General features: G+C 40.4%; 14 protein-coding genes. 10 read left to right on the top strand and 4 right to left on the bottom strand.

Translation table 11 applies throughout. The features are described 5' to 3' along the window. Positions 1-50 precede the first annotated feature (50 nt). A complete protein-coding gene (locus JTI58_RS04420; RefSeq protein WP_205445490.1) occupies positions 51-566 on the bottom strand; it encodes an antibiotic biosynthesis monooxygenase family protein in 516 nt (171 codons plus the stop codon). A 234-nt stretch (positions 567-800) separates the two neighbouring features. Here JTI58_RS04420 and hemE point away from each other — a divergent pair, with 234 nt between their 5' ends. From hemE to hemY, 3 genes are all read left to right on the top strand, one after another. Next, positions 801-1850, top strand: coding sequence for a uroporphyrinogen decarboxylase (gene hemE, locus JTI58_RS04415; protein WP_205445488.1), 1050 nt, complete (start codon positions 801-803; stop codon positions 1848-1850). A gap of 155 nt (positions 1851-2005) precedes the next feature. Further along, positions 2006-2926: a ferrochelatase gene (gene hemH, locus JTI58_RS04410; protein ID WP_205445487.1), complete on the top strand. Its 921-nt coding sequence runs from the start codon at positions 2006-2008 to the stop codon at positions 2924-2926. Positions 2927-2940: 14 nt separating this feature from the next. Beyond that, complete coding sequence (gene hemY / locus JTI58_RS04405; RefSeq protein ID WP_205445485.1) at positions 2941-4362, top strand: protoporphyrinogen oxidase; 1422 nt, start codon at positions 2941-2943, stop codon at positions 4360-4362. Positions 4363-4456: 94 nt separating this feature from the next. Here the strand turns inward: hemY and JTI58_RS25190 are convergent, their stop codons facing one another. Together JTI58_RS25190 and JTI58_RS04395 are read right to left on the bottom strand one after the other, a co-directional pair. After that, positions 4457-7630, bottom strand: a complete 3174-nt coding sequence (locus tag JTI58_RS25190; RefSeq protein ID WP_431844393.1) for a beta strand repeat-containing protein — start codon at positions 7628-7630, stop codon at positions 4457-4459. A gap of 179 nt (positions 7631-7809) precedes the next feature. Beyond that, positions 7810-8895: a glycosyltransferase family 2 protein gene (locus tag JTI58_RS04395; RefSeq protein ID WP_205445483.1), complete on the bottom strand. Its 1086-nt coding sequence runs from the start codon at positions 8893-8895 to the stop codon at positions 7810-7812. Between the two features lie 183 nt (positions 8896-9078). Between JTI58_RS04395 and JTI58_RS04390 the strand changes: the two genes are divergently transcribed. The 6 genes from JTI58_RS04390 to JTI58_RS04365 all read left to right on the top strand — a co-directional run bounded on the left by JTI58_RS04390 (position 9079) and on the right by JTI58_RS04365 (position 15660). Then, positions 9079-10047, top strand: a complete 969-nt coding sequence (locus JTI58_RS04390; RefSeq protein WP_243456309.1) for a YncE family protein — start codon at positions 9079-9081, stop codon at positions 10045-10047. Next, positions 10047-10730, top strand: a complete 684-nt coding sequence (locus JTI58_RS04385; protein WP_205445479.1) for a response regulator transcription factor — start codon at positions 10047-10049, stop codon at positions 10728-10730. Before JTI58_RS04390 ends, JTI58_RS04385 begins: the two co-directional genes overlap by 1 nt. Beyond that, positions 10727-12115, top strand: coding sequence for a sensor histidine kinase (locus JTI58_RS04380; protein WP_205445477.1), 1389 nt, complete (start codon positions 10727-10729; stop codon positions 12113-12115). Before JTI58_RS04385 ends, JTI58_RS04380 begins: the two co-directional genes overlap by 4 nt. A gap of 3 nt (positions 12116-12118) precedes the next feature. Then, the gene (locus JTI58_RS04375; protein WP_205445476.1) at positions 12119-12643 is read left to right on the top strand and encodes a FixH family protein; all 525 of its coding nucleotides are present in this window, start codon (positions 12119-12121) and stop codon (positions 12641-12643) included. A 121-nt stretch (positions 12644-12764) separates the two neighbouring features. Further along, positions 12765-13337: a TetR/AcrR family transcriptional regulator gene (locus JTI58_RS04370; protein ID WP_205445474.1), complete on the top strand. Its 573-nt coding sequence runs from the start codon at positions 12765-12767 to the stop codon at positions 13335-13337. Positions 13338-13470: 133 nt separating this feature from the next. Then, the gene (locus tag JTI58_RS04365; RefSeq protein ID WP_205445472.1) at positions 13471-15660 is read left to right on the top strand and encodes a YhgE/Pip domain-containing protein; all 2190 of its coding nucleotides are present in this window, start codon (positions 13471-13473) and stop codon (positions 15658-15660) included. Between the two features lie 475 nt (positions 15661-16135). Here the strand turns inward: JTI58_RS04365 and yhfH are convergent, their stop codons facing one another. Beyond that, the gene (gene yhfH, locus JTI58_RS04360) at positions 16136-16261 is read right to left on the bottom strand and encodes a protein YhfH (protein WP_004230455.1); all 126 of its coding nucleotides are present in this window, start codon (positions 16259-16261) and stop codon (positions 16136-16138) included. A gap of 144 nt (positions 16262-16405) precedes the next feature. Between yhfH and JTI58_RS04355 the strand changes: the two genes are divergently transcribed. Next, positions 16406-17398 (top strand): lipoate--protein ligase, encoded by a 993-nt coding sequence (locus JTI58_RS04355; protein ID WP_205445470.1) that lies wholly within the window; start codon positions 16406-16408, stop codon positions 17396-17398. Positions 17399-17494 lie beyond the last annotated feature (96 nt).

Here is a 17494-nt window from a genome sequence, read left to right as displayed (position 1 = left end):
GCTCATTTTCCAATGCTCGCATTCGGAAAATGAGCTTTTTTATTATCTATCTACTCTGTATCTTCTTTCGGTATAGCACTGTAAGTAGTGACATAGGAAGCTGCTGAAAAGATATTTTGCTGACGTACGGCTGTTGAATCGTCTGTTTTTGCATGGGCTGATTCAAACGCTTTGGAGCTCTTCCATGCTTCAAAAGAATGTGGTCCATTCCATTGCGTCATAACAATATAAGTCTCACTCTTGATTGGACGTAATAAACGGAATGCCACAAAGCCTGGCTCATTTTCAATTGCGCGTGAACGCTCTAAAAAGCGGTGCTCGAAAACTGGACGCCCTTCATCTGTTACAGGAATATTGTTGAAAACAAAGAAGCCACGTTCCTCTATATCATTTACTGAATCTAGCACTTCAAATTTACGGGGCGTCGCAAATACTGTTTTTCCTTCTGTTTCATGTATCAATACAGAATTACCTTCCCCATGAATTAAAATCATATGGTCATTAGGATACTTATTTTTTACTTGCTCTAAAAAATCGCCAGTACCAGAAGTTAAATAAATATACATGAATTTATCCTCCTTATGAATCTTACTAATATAGCGTGATTATACCCTTTCTAGCGGAAGTCTAACGCTCCGTTCAAAAAGAATATGTCGAGAAAGAACAATTTTATGACATTTCACTAGGAAAACTATACAATTTCAGAGGAAGCGTTTACTATTGGAAACGGATATCAATAATAAAGGAATAAACAAGCGATTTTTTTATAGTAACAATTTAACGAGGGGAAGGAACTATTCATGACAACTTTTAATGATACACTTCTACGTGCTGCACGTGGAGAAAGGACCGCACATACACCTGTTTGGTATATGCGTCAGGCAGGACGATCTCAGCCAGAATATCGTGCCATTAAAGAAAAGTATTCCTTAGAGGAAATTACACATCAACCTGAACTATGTGCGTATGTCACTCGTCTGCCTGTAGAAAATTATAATGTTGATGCAGCTATTTTATATAAAGATATAGTCACACCTCTCCCTGGAATTGGGATAGATGTAAAAATCAAAGCAGGCGTTGGTCCTGTTATTTCAAATCCAATTCGTTCAGTAGCTGATGTAGAAAAATTAGGTGAATTTAATGCCAAAGAGCATACACCATTTGTATTAGAGACGATCAAGTTACTTGCCGAAGAGCAATTGAATGTTCCTTTAATCGGTTTTGCTGGGGCACCATTTACACTTGCAAGCTACATGATTGAAGGTGGTCCTTCAAGAAACTATAATAAAACAAAATCATTTATGGTTTCAGAACCTCAAGCTTGGTTTGCTTTAATGGATAAACTAGCTGACATGATTATTGCAGATGTAACAGCTCAAATTAAAGCTGGCGCAAAAGCCATCCAAGTGTTTGACTCATGGGTTGGGGCTTTAAATGTCGAGGATTACCGCGTATTTATTAAACCAATTATGACGCGTATTTTTGCAGAGTTGCAAAAAGAAAATGTACCATTAATTCAATTTGGTGTCGGTGCTAGCCATTTAGCAAAAGAATGGAATGATTTACCGATCGATGTTGTAGGCTTAGACTGGCGTTTACCTATTAAAGACGCACGTGCGAATGGCATTACAAAACCTGTACAGGGTAACTTAGATCCATCCCTATTACTGGCGGACTGGTCAATTATTGAAAAAAGAACAAAAGATATTATCGATCAAGGTCTAGAAATGCCAGGTCATATCTTTAATCTAGGACATGGTGTTTTCCCAGAGGTTGACCCTGATGTCTTAAAACGTCTTACAACGCTTATTCATGAATATAGTGCTCAACAAATTCAAGCTCGTTCTTAATAGAAGTCAATGAAGTGTAAATAATATGTCCTTTTCTATATAGGAAGTTTTAATTTCCATGTAGAAAAGGAGCTGTCCAATAATAAAGATTGGGCAGCTTCTTTTTATCACATAATGTATGAAAACATAAAACAATTTTAGAGGTGAAAAGGGTAATGAAAGAAGTTAAAGGCTTATTAGTAATGGCATACGGAACACCTTATAAAGAAGAAGATATTGAACCTTACTATACGCATATTCGTCATGGACGTAAACCTTCTGCAGAGCATTTAGAAGATTTACGTAGTCGCTATGAAGCAATCGGTGGTTTGTCCCCATTAGCTGCGGCAACTCAAGCACAAGCTGAAGCATTATGTGCGCGTTTGAACGAAGTACAGGATGCTGTAGAATATAAATTGTTTATTGGTTTAAAACATATTCATCCATTTATTGAAGATGCAGTAGAGCAAATGCTGGCAGAGGGCATAAAAGAAGCAGTTTCTATTGTTTTAGCTCCTCATTTCTCTACATTCTCTATTAAGTCTTATAATGGTCGTGCTGAAGAGGCAGCAGGAGGTCGCTTAAAGATTACTTCTGTGGAATCTTGGTATGACGAGCCGAAATTCATTGAGTACTGGACACAACAAGTGAATGAGACATTCAATGCAATGTCAGAAGAAGAACGTGAGACAGCTTGTCTAATTGTGTCAGCTCATTCATTGCCTGAAAAAATTAAAAACTTAGGTGATCCATATGAAGATCAACTAATTGAAACAGCACGTCTTATTCAAGCTGCGACAGGTTTAAAAAATGTAAAGGTTGGCTGGCAATCAGCAGGTCAAACACCAGAGCCTTGGATTGGTCCAGATGTTCAAGATTTAACACGTGAGCTATTTGAAGAAAAGGGCTTCCGTTCATTTGTTTATACACCAGTAGGTTTTGTAACAGAGCATTTAGAAGTGTTGTATGACAATGATTTTGAATGTAAAGTAGTTTGTGATGAACTTGGCGCAAAATACTACCGTCCAGCGATGCCAAACACACATCCATTATTTATTGATGCGATGGTAGATGCAATTCATAAAAAATTAAGCTAAGCGAAAAGAAAGTGATGATGTTGGTGACTCAGAAAAGACGAAAGGTAGTTGTCGTAGGCGGTGGCATTACAGGCCTTACAGCTGCGTTCTATATGCAAAAAGAAGCAAGCGAAAAAGAATTGCCATTAGATATCGTACTTGTCGAGTCGTCATTACGTCTTGGCGGAAAAATTCAAACTCTAAGAAAAGATGGCTTTATTATTGAGCGTGGGCCAGAATCTTTTTTTGATCGTGAAAACTATGTCAATGCTTTAGCAAAGGATCTTGGGATCGAACAGAAACTATTAACAAGCAATGCAGGGCCAAATTATGTTGCTGTTGGTAGTCAGTTATATCCAATACCTAGTCATCTCCTATCAGGAGAGACACCCCATATCTCCTCCTTCATAACATCAGGCTTGTTTTCACTTAGCGGTAAAGTTCGTGCGGCTGGGGACTTTTTCATTCCTCGTTCAGCACAGGATGACGATCAACCGCTAGGCGCGTTTTTTAGAAGAAGATTTGGTGCTGAGATTGTGGAAAATCTAGTAGAACCATTACTAGCGGGTACATTTGCAGGAGATATTGAGCAATTAAGTATGAGCTCAACCTTCCCACAGTTGTATAGTTTAGAACAAAAATATCGTAGTTTGCTGATTGGTATGAAGAAGTCAGGAACAAATTTCTTAAGCAATCATCAGATAGCTGAAAATAAGGGAATCTTTCAAACCTTTAGCAATGGCCTTGAAACACTCATTGAAAGTATAGAAGAATCACTACTTCCTGGGACAGTTATGAAGGGTGTCAAAGTAGAGGAAATAGAGCATGGCAAGGATGGTTCAGTTCAAGTGATGCTCAATAATTTCTCGCATATCAAAGCGGATGCTGTTATTATTGCTACCCCTTTTAATATGGCTGAAAAAATGTTTAGTAAGAAAAGTCTGTTACATGAATTGGGAACTATGAAGGCTGCAACTATTGCAACCGTTACAATGGCCTTTAAAAAGGAACAGCTCGGTGATTTAGATGCACTGTCTTTTTATGTCTCGAGAAATAGTGATTTTTCGATTACTTCTTGTACTTGGATGAATCGAAAATGGCCAGGTACCTCACCAGACGATTATGTATTATTACGTAGTTATATTGGTCGAGTGGGCGACGAAGCGATAGTGGCGTTATCGGATACGGAGATTGAAAAAACCGTGCTACAGGATTTAAAGAAAACGATTGGTATTGATGGGGAACCTATCACAACAGTTGTAACACGTTGGAAAAATGCGATGCCACAATATACAGTTGGACATGAAGCGAAAGTTCAACGTATCAAGCAGGAATTACAAGAACATTTTCCAACTATCAAACTTGCAGGAAGCTCGTTTGAAGGAATATCGATTCCAGAGTGTGTGCAGCAAGGTAAACATGTTGCGGATGAAGTATTAATGGAAATATTTAAGTAATGGAAAGCAAATAGTACAAACATTTATTATCAATGTTTGTACTATTTTTTGTATATTTCTACTAAAAACTGTATTAGCTATCAATGTCCTCGCTCTAAGAAATTCGATGACATGACCAAACGATACCACCAGAGTTAGCGCCGCCTAGTGTAAGACCGATTGTCAGGCCATTGGCTTCATAGAATAGATCAATAGTATCTCCAGCGTTTAGTTGTACCTCACCTGCCAAAGTCACAGTGCCATTTCCAAGAATTGCACGCAATGTTAATACAAGTGCAACGTTTACATTTAATACAGGGAATAATCCGCTAATTAAATTTGTTGATGTATTTCTTCGGATTGCAAATGAAGGATTTACTCCTACTCCTAAAGCAACAGTAATGGCCGCAGTAGTAGAATAGTTGATAGTTGCTTCAAAGGAATATCTACCCGTAGTTGGTACAGTGAATACGCCAGTTGTCGGATTAAAAGCAGGAGTAGTAAAGTAAGGCGATGCTATACTCCAGTTAGTGATAGACGTAGACGCACTAACAGCTAAAGTGTTTTTAAATGCTGAGAATCCTTCGGTAAAAGCTGGTCCAGTCGCCCCGGTTACGCCAGTAGAGCCAGCAACCCCAGTCGGTCCAGTAGCGCCGGTAGCCCCAGTAGTGCCAGTAGAACCGGCAACCCCAGTAGCCCCGGTAGCCCCGGTTACGCCAGTTGCGCCAGTAGAACCAACAACCCCAGTCGGTCCTGTAACGCCGGTAGCCCCAGTAGTGCCAGTAGAACCAGTAGAACCAGTAGCCCCAGCGATCCCAGTAGGTCCAGTTGCGCCGGTAGTCCCAGTAGTGCCAGTAGAACCGGCAACCCCAGTCGGTCCAGTAACGCCGGTAGCCCCAGTAATCCCAGTAGGTCCAGTAACCCCAGTAACGCCGGTAGGTCCGATAACCCCAGTAGAGCCAGTAGCCCCAGTAGGTCCGATATCTCCAGCAGAGCCAGTAACGCCGGTAGGTCCGATATCTCCAGTAGAGCCAGTAACCCCAGTAGAGCCAGTAACCCCAGTAGAACCAGTAGCCCCAGTAGGTCCGATATCTCCAGTAGAGCCAGTAACGCCAGTAGGTCCGATATCTCCAGTAGAGCCAGTAGCCCCAGTAGGTCCGATATCTCCAGTAGAGCCAGTAACCCCAGTTGGTCCAGTAACGCCGGTAGAGCCAGTAACTCCAGTAATCCCAGTAACGCCGGTAGAGCCAGTAACGCCGGTAGAGCCAGTAACGCCGGTAGAGCCAGTAACGCCAGTAGGTCCGGTAACCCCAGTAGGTCCAGTAGAGCCAGTAGCCCCGGTAAAGCCAGTAGAGCCAGTAGAGCCAGTAGAGCCAGTAGAGCCAGTAGCCCCGGTAAAGCCAGTAGAGCCAGTAGAGCCAGTAGAGCCAGTAGAGCCAGTAGAGCCAGTAGGCCCGGTAACCCCAGTAGAGCCAGTAACGCCGGTAGAGCCAGTAACCCCAGTAGGTCCGGTTACCCCAGTTGATCCAGTAACGCCGGTAGGTCCAATATCCCCAGTAGAGCCAGTAACGCCGGTAGAGCCAGTAGCCCCAGTAGGTCCGATATCCCCAGTAAAGCCAGTAAAGCCAGTAAAGCCAGTAGGCCCGGTAACCCCAGTAGCCCCAGTAGAGCCAGTAACGCCAGTAGGTCCGATATCTCCAGTAGAGCCAGTAACCCCAGTAGAGCCAGTAACCCCAGTAGGCCCGGTAACCCCAGTAGAGCCAGTAACGCCGGTAGAGCCAGTAACCCCAGTAGGTCCGGTAACCCCAGTAGGTCCGGTAACCCCAGTAGAGCCAGTAACGCCGGTAGAGCCAGTAGCTCCAGTAGGTCCGATATCCCCAGTAAAGCCAGTAACGCCAGTAGGCCCGGTAACCCCAGTAGCCCCAGTAGAGCCAGTAACCCCAGTAGGTCCGGTAACCCCAGTAGAGCCAGTAGCCCCGGTAAAGCCAGTAGAGCCAGTAACCCCAGTAGGCCCGGTAACCCCGGTAACCCCGGTAACCCCGGTAACCCCAGTAGAGCCAGTAACGCCGGTAGGTCCGATATCTCCAGTAGAGCCAGTAACACCAGTAGGCCCGATATCTCCAGTAGAGCCAGTAGAGCCAGTAGAGCCAGTAGAGCCAGTAACCCCAGTAGGTCCGATATCTCCAGTAGAGCCAGTAACCCCGGTAGGTCCGATATCTCCAGTAGAGCCAGTAACTCCGGTAGGTCCGGTAACCCCAGTAGAGCCAGTAATGCCGGTAGAGCCAGTAACCCCAGTAGGTCCGGTAACCCCAGTAGGTCCAGTAGAGCCAGTAGCCCCGGTAAAGCCAGTAACGCCGGTATCCCCAGTAGGCCCGGTAACCCCAGTAGAGCCAGTAACGCCGGTAGGTCCGATATCTCCAGTAGAGCCAGTAACGCCGGTAGGTCCGATATCTCCAGTAGAGCCAGTAACGCCGGTAGGTCCGATATCTCCAGTAGAGCCAGTAACGCCGGTAGGTCCGATATCTCCAGTAGAGCCAGTAACGCCGGTAGGTCCGATAACCCCAGTGGAGCCAGTAACGCCGGTAGAGCCAGTAGGTCCAGTAACCCCAGTAGGTCCAGTAACCCCAGTAGAGCCAGTAACTCCAGTAACTCCGGTAAGTCCGATATCCCCAGTGGAGCCAGTGACCCCAGTAGCCCCAGTAGCCCCAGTAGCCCCAGTAGCCCCAGTAGCCCCAGTAGCCCCAGTAGCCCCAGTAGCCCCAGTAGCCCCAGTAGCCCCAGTAGCCCCAGTAGCCCCAGTAGCCCCAGTAGCCCCAGTAGCCCCAGTAGCCCCAGTAGCCCCAGTAGCCCCAGTAGCCCCAGTAGCCCCAGTAGAGCCAGTAGCCCCAGTAGAGCCAGTAGCCCCAGTAGAGCCAGTAGCCCCAGTAACGCCAGTAGAGCCAGTAATGCCAGTCAGTCCGGTAACCCCAGTAACCCCAGTAGCCCCAGTAACGCCAGTAGCCCCAGTAATGCCAGTCAGTCCGGTAACCCCAGTAGAGCCAGTAACCCCAGTAGGCCCGGTAACCCCAGTAGAGCCAGTAGCCCCGGTAGAGCCAGTAACGCCAGTAACGCCGGTAGCCCCAGTAGAGCCAGTCACACCAGTACTACCTGTTGGACCAGTTATCCCACCAGTCGGTCCTGTAGGCTTTACTGGCCAAATTGGACAACTTGGAATAGGGCCAGTTTTACAACAACAAGGAAATGAATGACACTTACTGCAAACTCTATCTATAAAATTTCCAAAATGCATAATCTCACCTCCTCTCTCAAATATCGTATTCTGAATAATGATAGGGGAGGTAGACACATAACTATTAATTACTTGTAAATCGAGAGTTATTTATAGATTCGTTGCAACTGTTTTTAAGATAATTGGATGTTTATCATATGAATATGAGCTAAAACTTTTTAGTTGGTTATTGAAATTTTTTAAGAGTCATTTTGATTGATTGTTAAAATACGCTTGAAATATTCTTTATTGTGTAGAATTTTTGGATCATTTGGAATGAACGAGCCAGCTAATTCATTATGTGCATTGGCTAGTTCATATTGTTGTAAGCGGTCGTAAAGCACACAGAGCTGTAGGTGAGGGAGCCATGTAGAAAAGCTTTTGTTTTGAAAAGGAGCGTTTGATTTTTGTTTAATAACAAGTGCTTGCTCGTACCAAAAAATTGCTTCGTAATTCTTGTATTGCTCCATGAAATGATAGCCTAGGCGACAGCAGGCTTCGGGGCGGGGAACATCGTATTCAAAGCTTCGTAAAATAGCATTGAAGTTGTTTTCTTTATCATTTAAATGGGAATAGCAATCTGCTAATTTTAAGCAGGCACGAATATTATCTTCTACCCAGCCTAATTTGGAGGTTAAAAATAATTCATAATAGTAAATAGCTTCCTCAAATTGACCATGATCTACTAATTCATTAGCAAAATAAAATGTATCACGTGGTGATAGTGTTTCTCCTGCTTCAATCAGTTGTCTATAAATCGTAATATTTCGGGCGTGATCGTGGGTTAACGGTAAATGGCTAACGGCGACATCACTATCAAACAACACGCCACCGACTTCTAAATATTCATGAACTGCACCAATCCATTGAAATTGTTTTTCTCTTCTGACTAGACGATATCTTCTTATTAAGGCGTCTGCATTACCCTCATGATCGAAACTTAAATGATAATTCATTGAAACAGCATCTACATTAGAGGTTAGAGATGCTTTGAGTGCCTTTAATTTTTGTCGATCTTCCTCTAGAAAAACATCATCTGCATCTAGCCAGAGGATGTATTCCTTTGTTGCTTGTTGAAAGGAATAGTTTCGTGCTGCTGCAAAGTGATGTATCCATTTAAAATCAAAAACTCTGTCTGTATACTGTGCAACCACTTGTTTTGTACTATCTGTTGATCCAGTATCGACAATATTAATTTCATCTACTAGATCTTTGACGGATTCAAGACATCGACCAATAACATCTTCTTCATTTTTTACAATCATACATAAGCTAATGGAAATCATACTATATTCCTCCTTACCATTATCTTTGTAATATATGTAAGGACGGAAATATTGGTTGGATGATTGAACTGATAGAGGGATTGTGAGCCTGAAATGTGAAATGTATTTTCATGGTTTGTCATAAATTTACCTTCCAAGTTTCACCCGAATTTCACAATTGTGAAGTATAGTAAAGGGGCAGAGGTGATAAAGTTGAAAAAATGGGCATTCTTCATTTTTTCGTTACTACAAATTCTATGGTTAGCGGGTTGCGCTGAAAAGTCATATGAACCCATTGAAAGGGAACGAAGTTTTATAGCTTCATTAAACATACAAGAACCATCATTAGATTTTATTGATGAGGATGGCAATGTACTTGCAACATGGTTATTTGATAAAGCTTATTCAGGGGCCATCCTATTAGGAGATGACCAAGTTTTATTATATGGACACCAATTAAATAACATAGACGTCTATACAATATCAACTGGAGAAAAGCTCTATTCAAAAAAAGTAGAGATTGGTACGACCAATGTATACTACGATGACAACATCAAGCAATTTTTTATCACGAATAGTAAAACCAATACAGTGACAAGCTTTGATCAAGAAGGCAATCAGTTAGCCACACAACAGCTTGGCAATTATCCGATGTCAATGGCATCTTATAGGGATAAACTGTATGTTATTAATTTTAAAGATACAAAATTATCTGTGTTAAATATGAAGGATTTGACTATTGAGCAAGAGTGGCCGATTCAAAAATCTGCACATGGAATAGCTGTCCTAGAAGAAACACATGAACTATGGATAGGCGGTCATGGAGAAGGAAGTAAGCCAAATAGTTCAGTTAAAAAATATGATTTGACTACAGGCCAACTGCATGGAGAGATTGACATGCCTTTGATGCCAGTAGGGTTAAAAAAGACCAAAGATGCCGTTCTTGTTGTAAGTCATGGTCACAACGAGTTATATGTGGCTGATTTTGATGGTCATATCAAATGGCAGCAAGAGGTTGGAGCAAATCCCTTTGTAGTGAATCAGTTTAAAGATTATATTGTTGTCGCTGGCTATGACGATCACACATTGTACTTTATAAAGGATGGCCAGAAGGAAAAAACAGTTGATGTAGGGAAAGGTGCTTTTCAGCTGTTAGTAAGGGAGGAACAATGATGACAACTGTATTAATAGTTGACGATGAGCAGGATATGCGTAATTTAATTGAAATGATGCTCAATAACTCTGATATAGAGACATTTACTGCCGCTAGTGGAACTGAGGCTTACGATGTAATAGTACGTGAAAATATAGATTTAGTATTACTTGATGTAATGATGCCACATGAGGATGGTTTTGTTGTTTGTCAAAGCATTCGTGCTATGTCCAATGTACCGATTATTTTTCTGACTGCACGTGATGCGAATGAGGATAAGGTGAAAGGTCTTACACTTGGTGGGGATGATTATATTGTTAAACCATTTACACATGATGAACTGGTAGCTAGAATTTATGCTGTATTAAGAAGAAGTGGTGCGAATATTACAGAGCTACAGCAGAAGTACGTGATTTTTGGCTCTATTAAAATAGATGAAATAGCACGAAAAGTATCTGTTGATGGAAAGAGTATTCCACTTACTTTAAAGGAATTTGAGCTATTGCACTTATTTATGAAAAATCCAGGTAATGCCTATTCCAGAGAGCAATTACTAGAACGGATTTGGGATATTGATTATGTAGGTGGTACGCGCACGGTTGATACACATATTAAAACGTTGCGAATAAAGCTTGGAAAGGATGCGGCTGCACATATTCAAACCGTTTGGGGAGTGGGCTACCGCTTTGATCCTGGCGAATGAAAAAGATTGCCACTCGCATTTGGTTGTTAATTTTCGCTTTTTTAATTATTACCGTTGTCTTTATGTATGTTCTCACAAATTTTTTGTATCAACGTTTATATGTACAAGATACAGAAGATACAATGGTCGAAGTCGGTTTGAAGCTACAGACAATGTATGACAATGGAAAGGTAACGGATGAATTTATCGCAGATATCGAACAATTTAATGATTATTCAAATTTGAATATATTTGCGGTAAGGAATCCACGTGAATTAAGTGCCTGTGTTCCATTTGATATAGATTATGAGACATTGATTGGTCCTGAGGAAAGACAGAAATTATTAGCAGGAAAATATGTGCAAAAAATTGGGTACGAGCCTCGTTTTGATCGACAACTTATTTCGGTGGTTGTACCACTTGTTGATCAAAATCGATTAGAAGGTATTATTTATATTTATTTCCCATTGGCCAAAATCAGTGAATTGGCAAATAGTGGCGTTATTTTATTGTTTATTAGTGCCTTCATATTTTTAGTAGTCGCTAGCTATTTAATTTATAAAGGGATTCGACATATTATGCGACCATTAAGCGATTTACAGCGTGCAGTGGAACAGATGTCCTATGGGAATTATGAGACACGTGTGCCTGTCAATTCACGAGATGAAATCGGTAAACTATCTAGTACCTTTAATAAAATGGCAGAGGCAATTCAGCAAGAGGATGAAGCACAAAAAACGTTCTTGGCAACAGTCTCGCATGAATTACGAACACCGATAAGCTATGTAAAGGGCTATAGCGAAGCCATGCAAAACGGCATCATTACAGAAGGCCAAAAAGAAGAAACCATTCAGCTAATCGTCCGTGAGGCCAACCGCATGGAACGCTTAACAAACGAATTACTTCAACTGGCAAGAACAGAAAATGAACAAACCGATATTGATTTATATCCAATTCCGTTAGGTGAAACATTACGAGAGGTTCAAAAAATATTAACACATCAAGCAAATAAAAAGAACATAACTTTATATTTAGATGTAGATGATGCACTAATTATTGAAGCGGATGAAGTGAAGCTAAAACAAATTTTTATTAACATTATTGAAAATGCGATTAATTACTCGCATGAAAATTCTAAAGTGGAAATTGTTGCGGCTGAAAAGGCTGGTAGTGCCCAAATTACTATTAGGGATTATGGAATCGGTATTCCAGCAGAGGATATATCACATGTTACAGAGCGATTTTATCGTGTTAACAAAGCACGAAGTCGAGCGGACGGTGGTAGTGGACTAGGCTTATCTATTGTTGAACAGTTACTAAAACAGTTACAAGGTACGTTAGAAATTGAAAGTGTTGTTGAAAAAGGCACAGCCGTGAAGATACGGTTGCCATTAATGGAGGATTAAAAGATGAAAAAGTGGTTATTTGCGCTAATTGCAGTCCCTACATTATTAGTAGGGTGTGGAGAAAAAAAAGAGGCTTTACCAGAACCAGAAGTACCTCAAATCCCCGAAGTTGAGATTTTAACACCAAAAGAAGTAGCACTCAATGAAACAATTGAATTGGCAGCACATGTTGAACAAGGTGGAGAAAATGTCGATGATGCTGTTGTAGAATTTGAAGTTTGGGAATCAGGGAAACGTGATGAAGGACAAATGATTGATGGGAAATTAGAGCAAGACGGTGTTTATAAAGCAACGACTACATTTGATCATGACGGTGTTTACTTTATGTATGCACATACAACAGCAAACGGTGTTCATAATATGCCAAAGCAACAAATTATTGCTGGAAATCCAGATATGACAAAGGTTGTACCAGAAGATGAAAAAGCCAATAACAGCATGGATAATAATATGATGGATCATAATTCTGAAACATCAGATGATACGGATCATGGTGACGAAAAAAAAGATGAAAAAAATCATCATTAAAGGCTTGCAATTTTTTTGAAATAGGAATATGATAATGACCAGATGACCGAAATGGTTTTCTGGTCATTTTTATTGAAGTGTACAATAGATGTACATAACCTAACAAGAAAGGATGTTACTAATGGATCGTAGGCAGGAAATTCTTGAAGCAGCTGCAAAATCTTTTACGTTGTTTGGCTACAAGGCAACAACGATGGAGCAAGTGGCGAAAATTGCCAATGTCGGTAAAGGTACGATTTATACATTCTTTGCAAATAAAGAAATTTTATTTCAAGAGATCGCTATGTCACTTGTACGAGAGATGAAAGCGGAAGCGGATGCAGTGTTGGATGCATCAGCAAGCTTTATGGATAATGCGCATAATGCTTTAATGAAAATGCTACAGTTCCGAGAAAAACATCTTTTATTTGCAAAGCTAATCGAGGAAGAAAAAGAATTACGAACACCAGCAGTTAAACAAGTGCTATTACGCATTGAGACTGAAATCTTATCGTATGTCGCAGAGTTAATACAACGACGTATTAATAAAGGTGAAATTAGAGAATGTGATGCGGAACTTGTTAGTTACTTATTGCTGAAGGCATATCTAGCTTTTGTTGTCGATTGGCATGAGTTACACGGTGATGTGATCCCTGAAGATAAGATTCTCAATCTTTTTAAGGAAACGATCTTTCGAGGTTTGATTCTAACTTGATTCGATAAAATACAGCTGTAGAAGTATCGAATCAAGTGTTCTTTTTGCAATATTGTCGAGGTTGACTATTTTTTTTGAATGAAAATGACCAAATGACGTTTTCGGTCAAATAGTTTAGGAGTGAGGATATTATATGATTAAAGCTGAGTGGCTGAAGATCTTTAAAACAAGAAAAATGCTGGTTTCCATCATTGCTGTATTATTTATTCCAGTAATGTATGCGGGTATGTTTTTATGGGCGTTTTGGGATCCTTATGCGGGGCTTCCTAATCTACCAGTAGCCGTTGTCAATGAAGATACTGGTGCTGAGATGGATGGCGTTAAATTAGACTTGGGGGATACCTTAGTCGATAAATTGATAGATAGCGAACAATTTAACTTTATAGAAGTTTCAAAGGATGAAGCTGAAAAAGGCTTAAATAGTCGTGATTATTATATGATTTTAGAAATTCCAACAAATTTCTCTGAACATGCAACAACACTATTAGATGACAAACCATCAAAATTAGTGATGAACTACATTCCAAACGAGGGATTAAACTTCCTTGGTGCTCAAATTGGTGAGACGGCAATGGATCGTGTACGTGCTGAAGTAAATTCACAAGTATCAGCGACTTATGCTGAAAAATTATTTGATTCGATTGCAACACTTGGAGATGGCTTTACAGAGGCAGCAGATGGCTCAAATAAGCTAGATGAGGGTGCGCAAAAAGTAGCGAATGGTGCAAAAGATTTAAAAGGATATCTGGAGCAGCTAGCATCAAGCACAGTTGAATTATCAAATGGTACAGATAAATTAACAAAAGGTGCTGGGGATGCAGCAAAAGGCGCAAATGACTTATCTAGTGGTTTAGTCAAAATACAAGATGGCACTGTTCAATTACAACAAGGTGCACAGCAAGCTGCAAATGGTGCAACGAGTCTTGAACAAGGGTTATCACAATATACACAAGGTGTGGCAAAAGTTGGTGCTGGTTTAAATACTTTAAACGACAAACAACAGCAAATTAGTGCAGGTGCAGCATCTATTGCTGAGAACGCTGGTGCATTGAATGGTGCAGCAACCCAATTAACAGCAGGATCTGCAAAAGTGGAGGCAGGCATTACAGCCCTATCCAACCAATTACAAACAATGATGGCTTCAATGCCTGAAGAACAAGCAGCAGCATTAAAACAAACATTAGCGGAACTACAGGCAGGTAGTGCTAGTGTGCATAACGGTTTAACATCTTTATCAGCTGGTACAGAAAAATTACAAGCTGGTGCCAATCAAGTAAGCTCTGGTGCAACTCAAATTGCAGCAGGTCAGGCAGAAGTATTAGCTGGTGCGAATGCATTAACAGCTAAAAGCAATGCTTTATTGGAAGGTGCAAAAGGTCTACAAGCAGGTAATGCCACATTAGCTGCAAAATTAGGTGAACTACATGCGGGTGTGAATACAGCTGTAACAGGCTCAAAAACATTAGCATCTGGATTAAATGAATTAGCGAATGGTACAACAACATTAAATCAAGGTACTTCTACACTTGCTTCAAAATCTGGTGAGCTAGCACAAGGATCTGCAACACTTGCGGATGGTTCTACGGAGCTTGCAGATGGTACAGCTACTTTATCTGGTAAACTAGGTGAGGCGAGTGAAAAAGCAAATGAAGTCAAAGCAAATCAAGACACGTATGATATGGTAGGTAGTCCAGTTGAAGTTGAAAAAGAGTCAGTAAACCATGTTCCTAACTATGGTACAGGTTTTGCACCGTACTTTATTTCTTTAGGCTTATTCGTAGGTGCATTATTAATTTCGATTGTGTTCCCACTTGTTGAACCTGCTATTCGCCCTAAAAACGGAGCATCTTGGTTTACAAGTAAAGTGACTGTACTAGCAGTCGTAGGTTTAGTGCAAACATTACTAACAGTAGTCATTGTAAAATGGGGTCTAGGACTTGAAGTGAATAATATGGGCTACTTTATCTTAACAGCATTATTAACAAGCTATGTATTTTTAGCCTTAATTCAAATGCTTGTTTCGATCTTTGGTGACCCTGGACGTTTCATGGCAATTGTTGTGTTAATTTTACAATTAACAACAAGTGCAGGTACGTTCCCATTAGAATTAATTCCTTCACCATTACAAATATTTAACAAGCTATTACCGATGACATATACAGTTCAAGCATTTAAATCAAGTATTTCTACTGGCGATACGTCATTCTTAATGCAAAACTATGGTGTTCTAGCTGGTTTCTTAGTAGCATTCTTAGCTATCACATTTGGTTATTTCATGCTACTGCACAATAAACGTTACTCTAAAGTAGCTGAAGAAAACTAATCATGAAGCACTCACCCAACGTACGGTGAGTGCTTTTTTTGTTCATAGGGGTTATGTAATAATTCTTCAACCTCAAATGACATAAATAAAACAAAACCATCAATAAAATTTTTGTGAAAGATGAAAATGGATTTCCGTTGCAGGCTACTTGCTTTCCTGTGGGCGAGAAGCTTCCTCGCTACCGCTTCGTGCAGTAGTCCGCCTATACTCACTAAATTAGATTTTTAAGTTCAATATTTTGAGTGCAGTTCACTCATATGAAGCTCTTGGAAAGGACACTGGTAGAACGGCAATCCCCCCCTTAGTGATATCGTCCTTTTTCAATAACAAAAAAACAACAGCTGATATGAGCGTATCAGCTGTTGTTTTTTGTAAGTGTAAGAGATTTAATTAAGGGTTCATCAAAATATGATGAAGGGTGTCATAATTGCTACGTGTGGGGCACGTATATGACTATATCAGAATAGGCAAATGCTTATAGGTGGTTACATTTTTCACAAGTGTTGCTGTAGCATTCGCTTTGCTCTTCCATTTTTTCACCGCACTCAGTACATTGCTTTGCAGGTAAATTCTTGAAAAATTCAACTACGTTTTCTAACATTGTGGACTCCTCCTTTAAGTTCATCTGTACTATTACTGTTTTGATATTTCCTAGTGTATTATAACAGATGCTTTTCGTCAACACAAAATGCCTAATTTACGGTAAAATAAATATGGATATTTTGTGAAGGAGGAAACGTGAACTATGATTTTCGTTGATAATAAAGGGATCCATGATCCACGCATTAACCTTGCTATTGAGGAGTATTTGTTAAAAACAATGGACGTTGAGAAAGAGCCAGTGCTCCTTTTCTACATTAATCAACCGTCCATCATCATCGGTAAAAACCAAAATACGATTGAAGAAATCAATACAGACTATGTAGAGGATAATGGCATTATTGTTGTGCGCCGTCTGTCAGGTGGTGGTGCTGTTTACCATGATTTAGGGAATCTTAACTTCAGCTTTATTACAAATGATGATGGCGATAGCTTTATGAACTATAAAAAGTTCACACAACCAGTAGTTGACGCTCTAGCAAAAATGGGTGTGAATGCAGAACTATCAGGACGAAATGATATACTAGCAGAAGGTCGTAAAGTTTCTGGGAACGCCCAATTCTCTACAAAAGGGCGTATGTTCAGTCATGGTACATTGATGTTTGATACAGAAATAGATGCAGTGGTCTCTGCCCTAAAGGTCAAAAAGGATAAGATTGAATCAAAAGGTATTAAATCGATTCGCTCACGAGTAGCAAACATTTCAGAGTTTTTAACAGAGCAAATGACGATTGAGGAATTCCGTCTTGAAATTTTGAAATCCATTTTCGATGGAGAAGAAAATATTCGTTATTATGAGTTAACTGAGGAAGATTGGGCAAATATCCACAAACTATCAGAAGAGCGCTATCAAACATGGGAGTGGAATTTTGGGAAATCACCACGCTTTAATATTCAAAAAACACATCGATTCCCAACAGGAGGCATTGATATTCGCCTAGAAGTAAATCATGGTGTGATGGAAGAAGCGCATATTTTTGGAGATTTCTTTGGTGTAGGTGATATGGCTGATATAGAACAGCGCTTAGTTGGGACAAACTATGACAGAGCGGCTATTGCTAAGGCATTAGCAGACATTGATATTCCTACATATTTTGGTGGAATTTCAACTGAGGACTTTTTACAATTAATTTATTAAGGAAAATACGGTTTCGTGTAATGATTTAGCCTAAAGGTTCGCTGACAATTATGTCGTCGAACCTTTTTTTGATACAATATAGAAAGAAAGGAGTGT

The organism is Lysinibacillus fusiformis, assembly GCF_016925635.1.
GTDB classification, from domain to species: domain Bacteria; phylum Bacillota; class Bacilli; order Bacillales_A; family Planococcaceae; genus Lysinibacillus; species Lysinibacillus fusiformis_F.
Note: the sequence above shows the minus strand (reverse complement) of the source record. Positions and strands in the feature narration are given on the sequence as shown.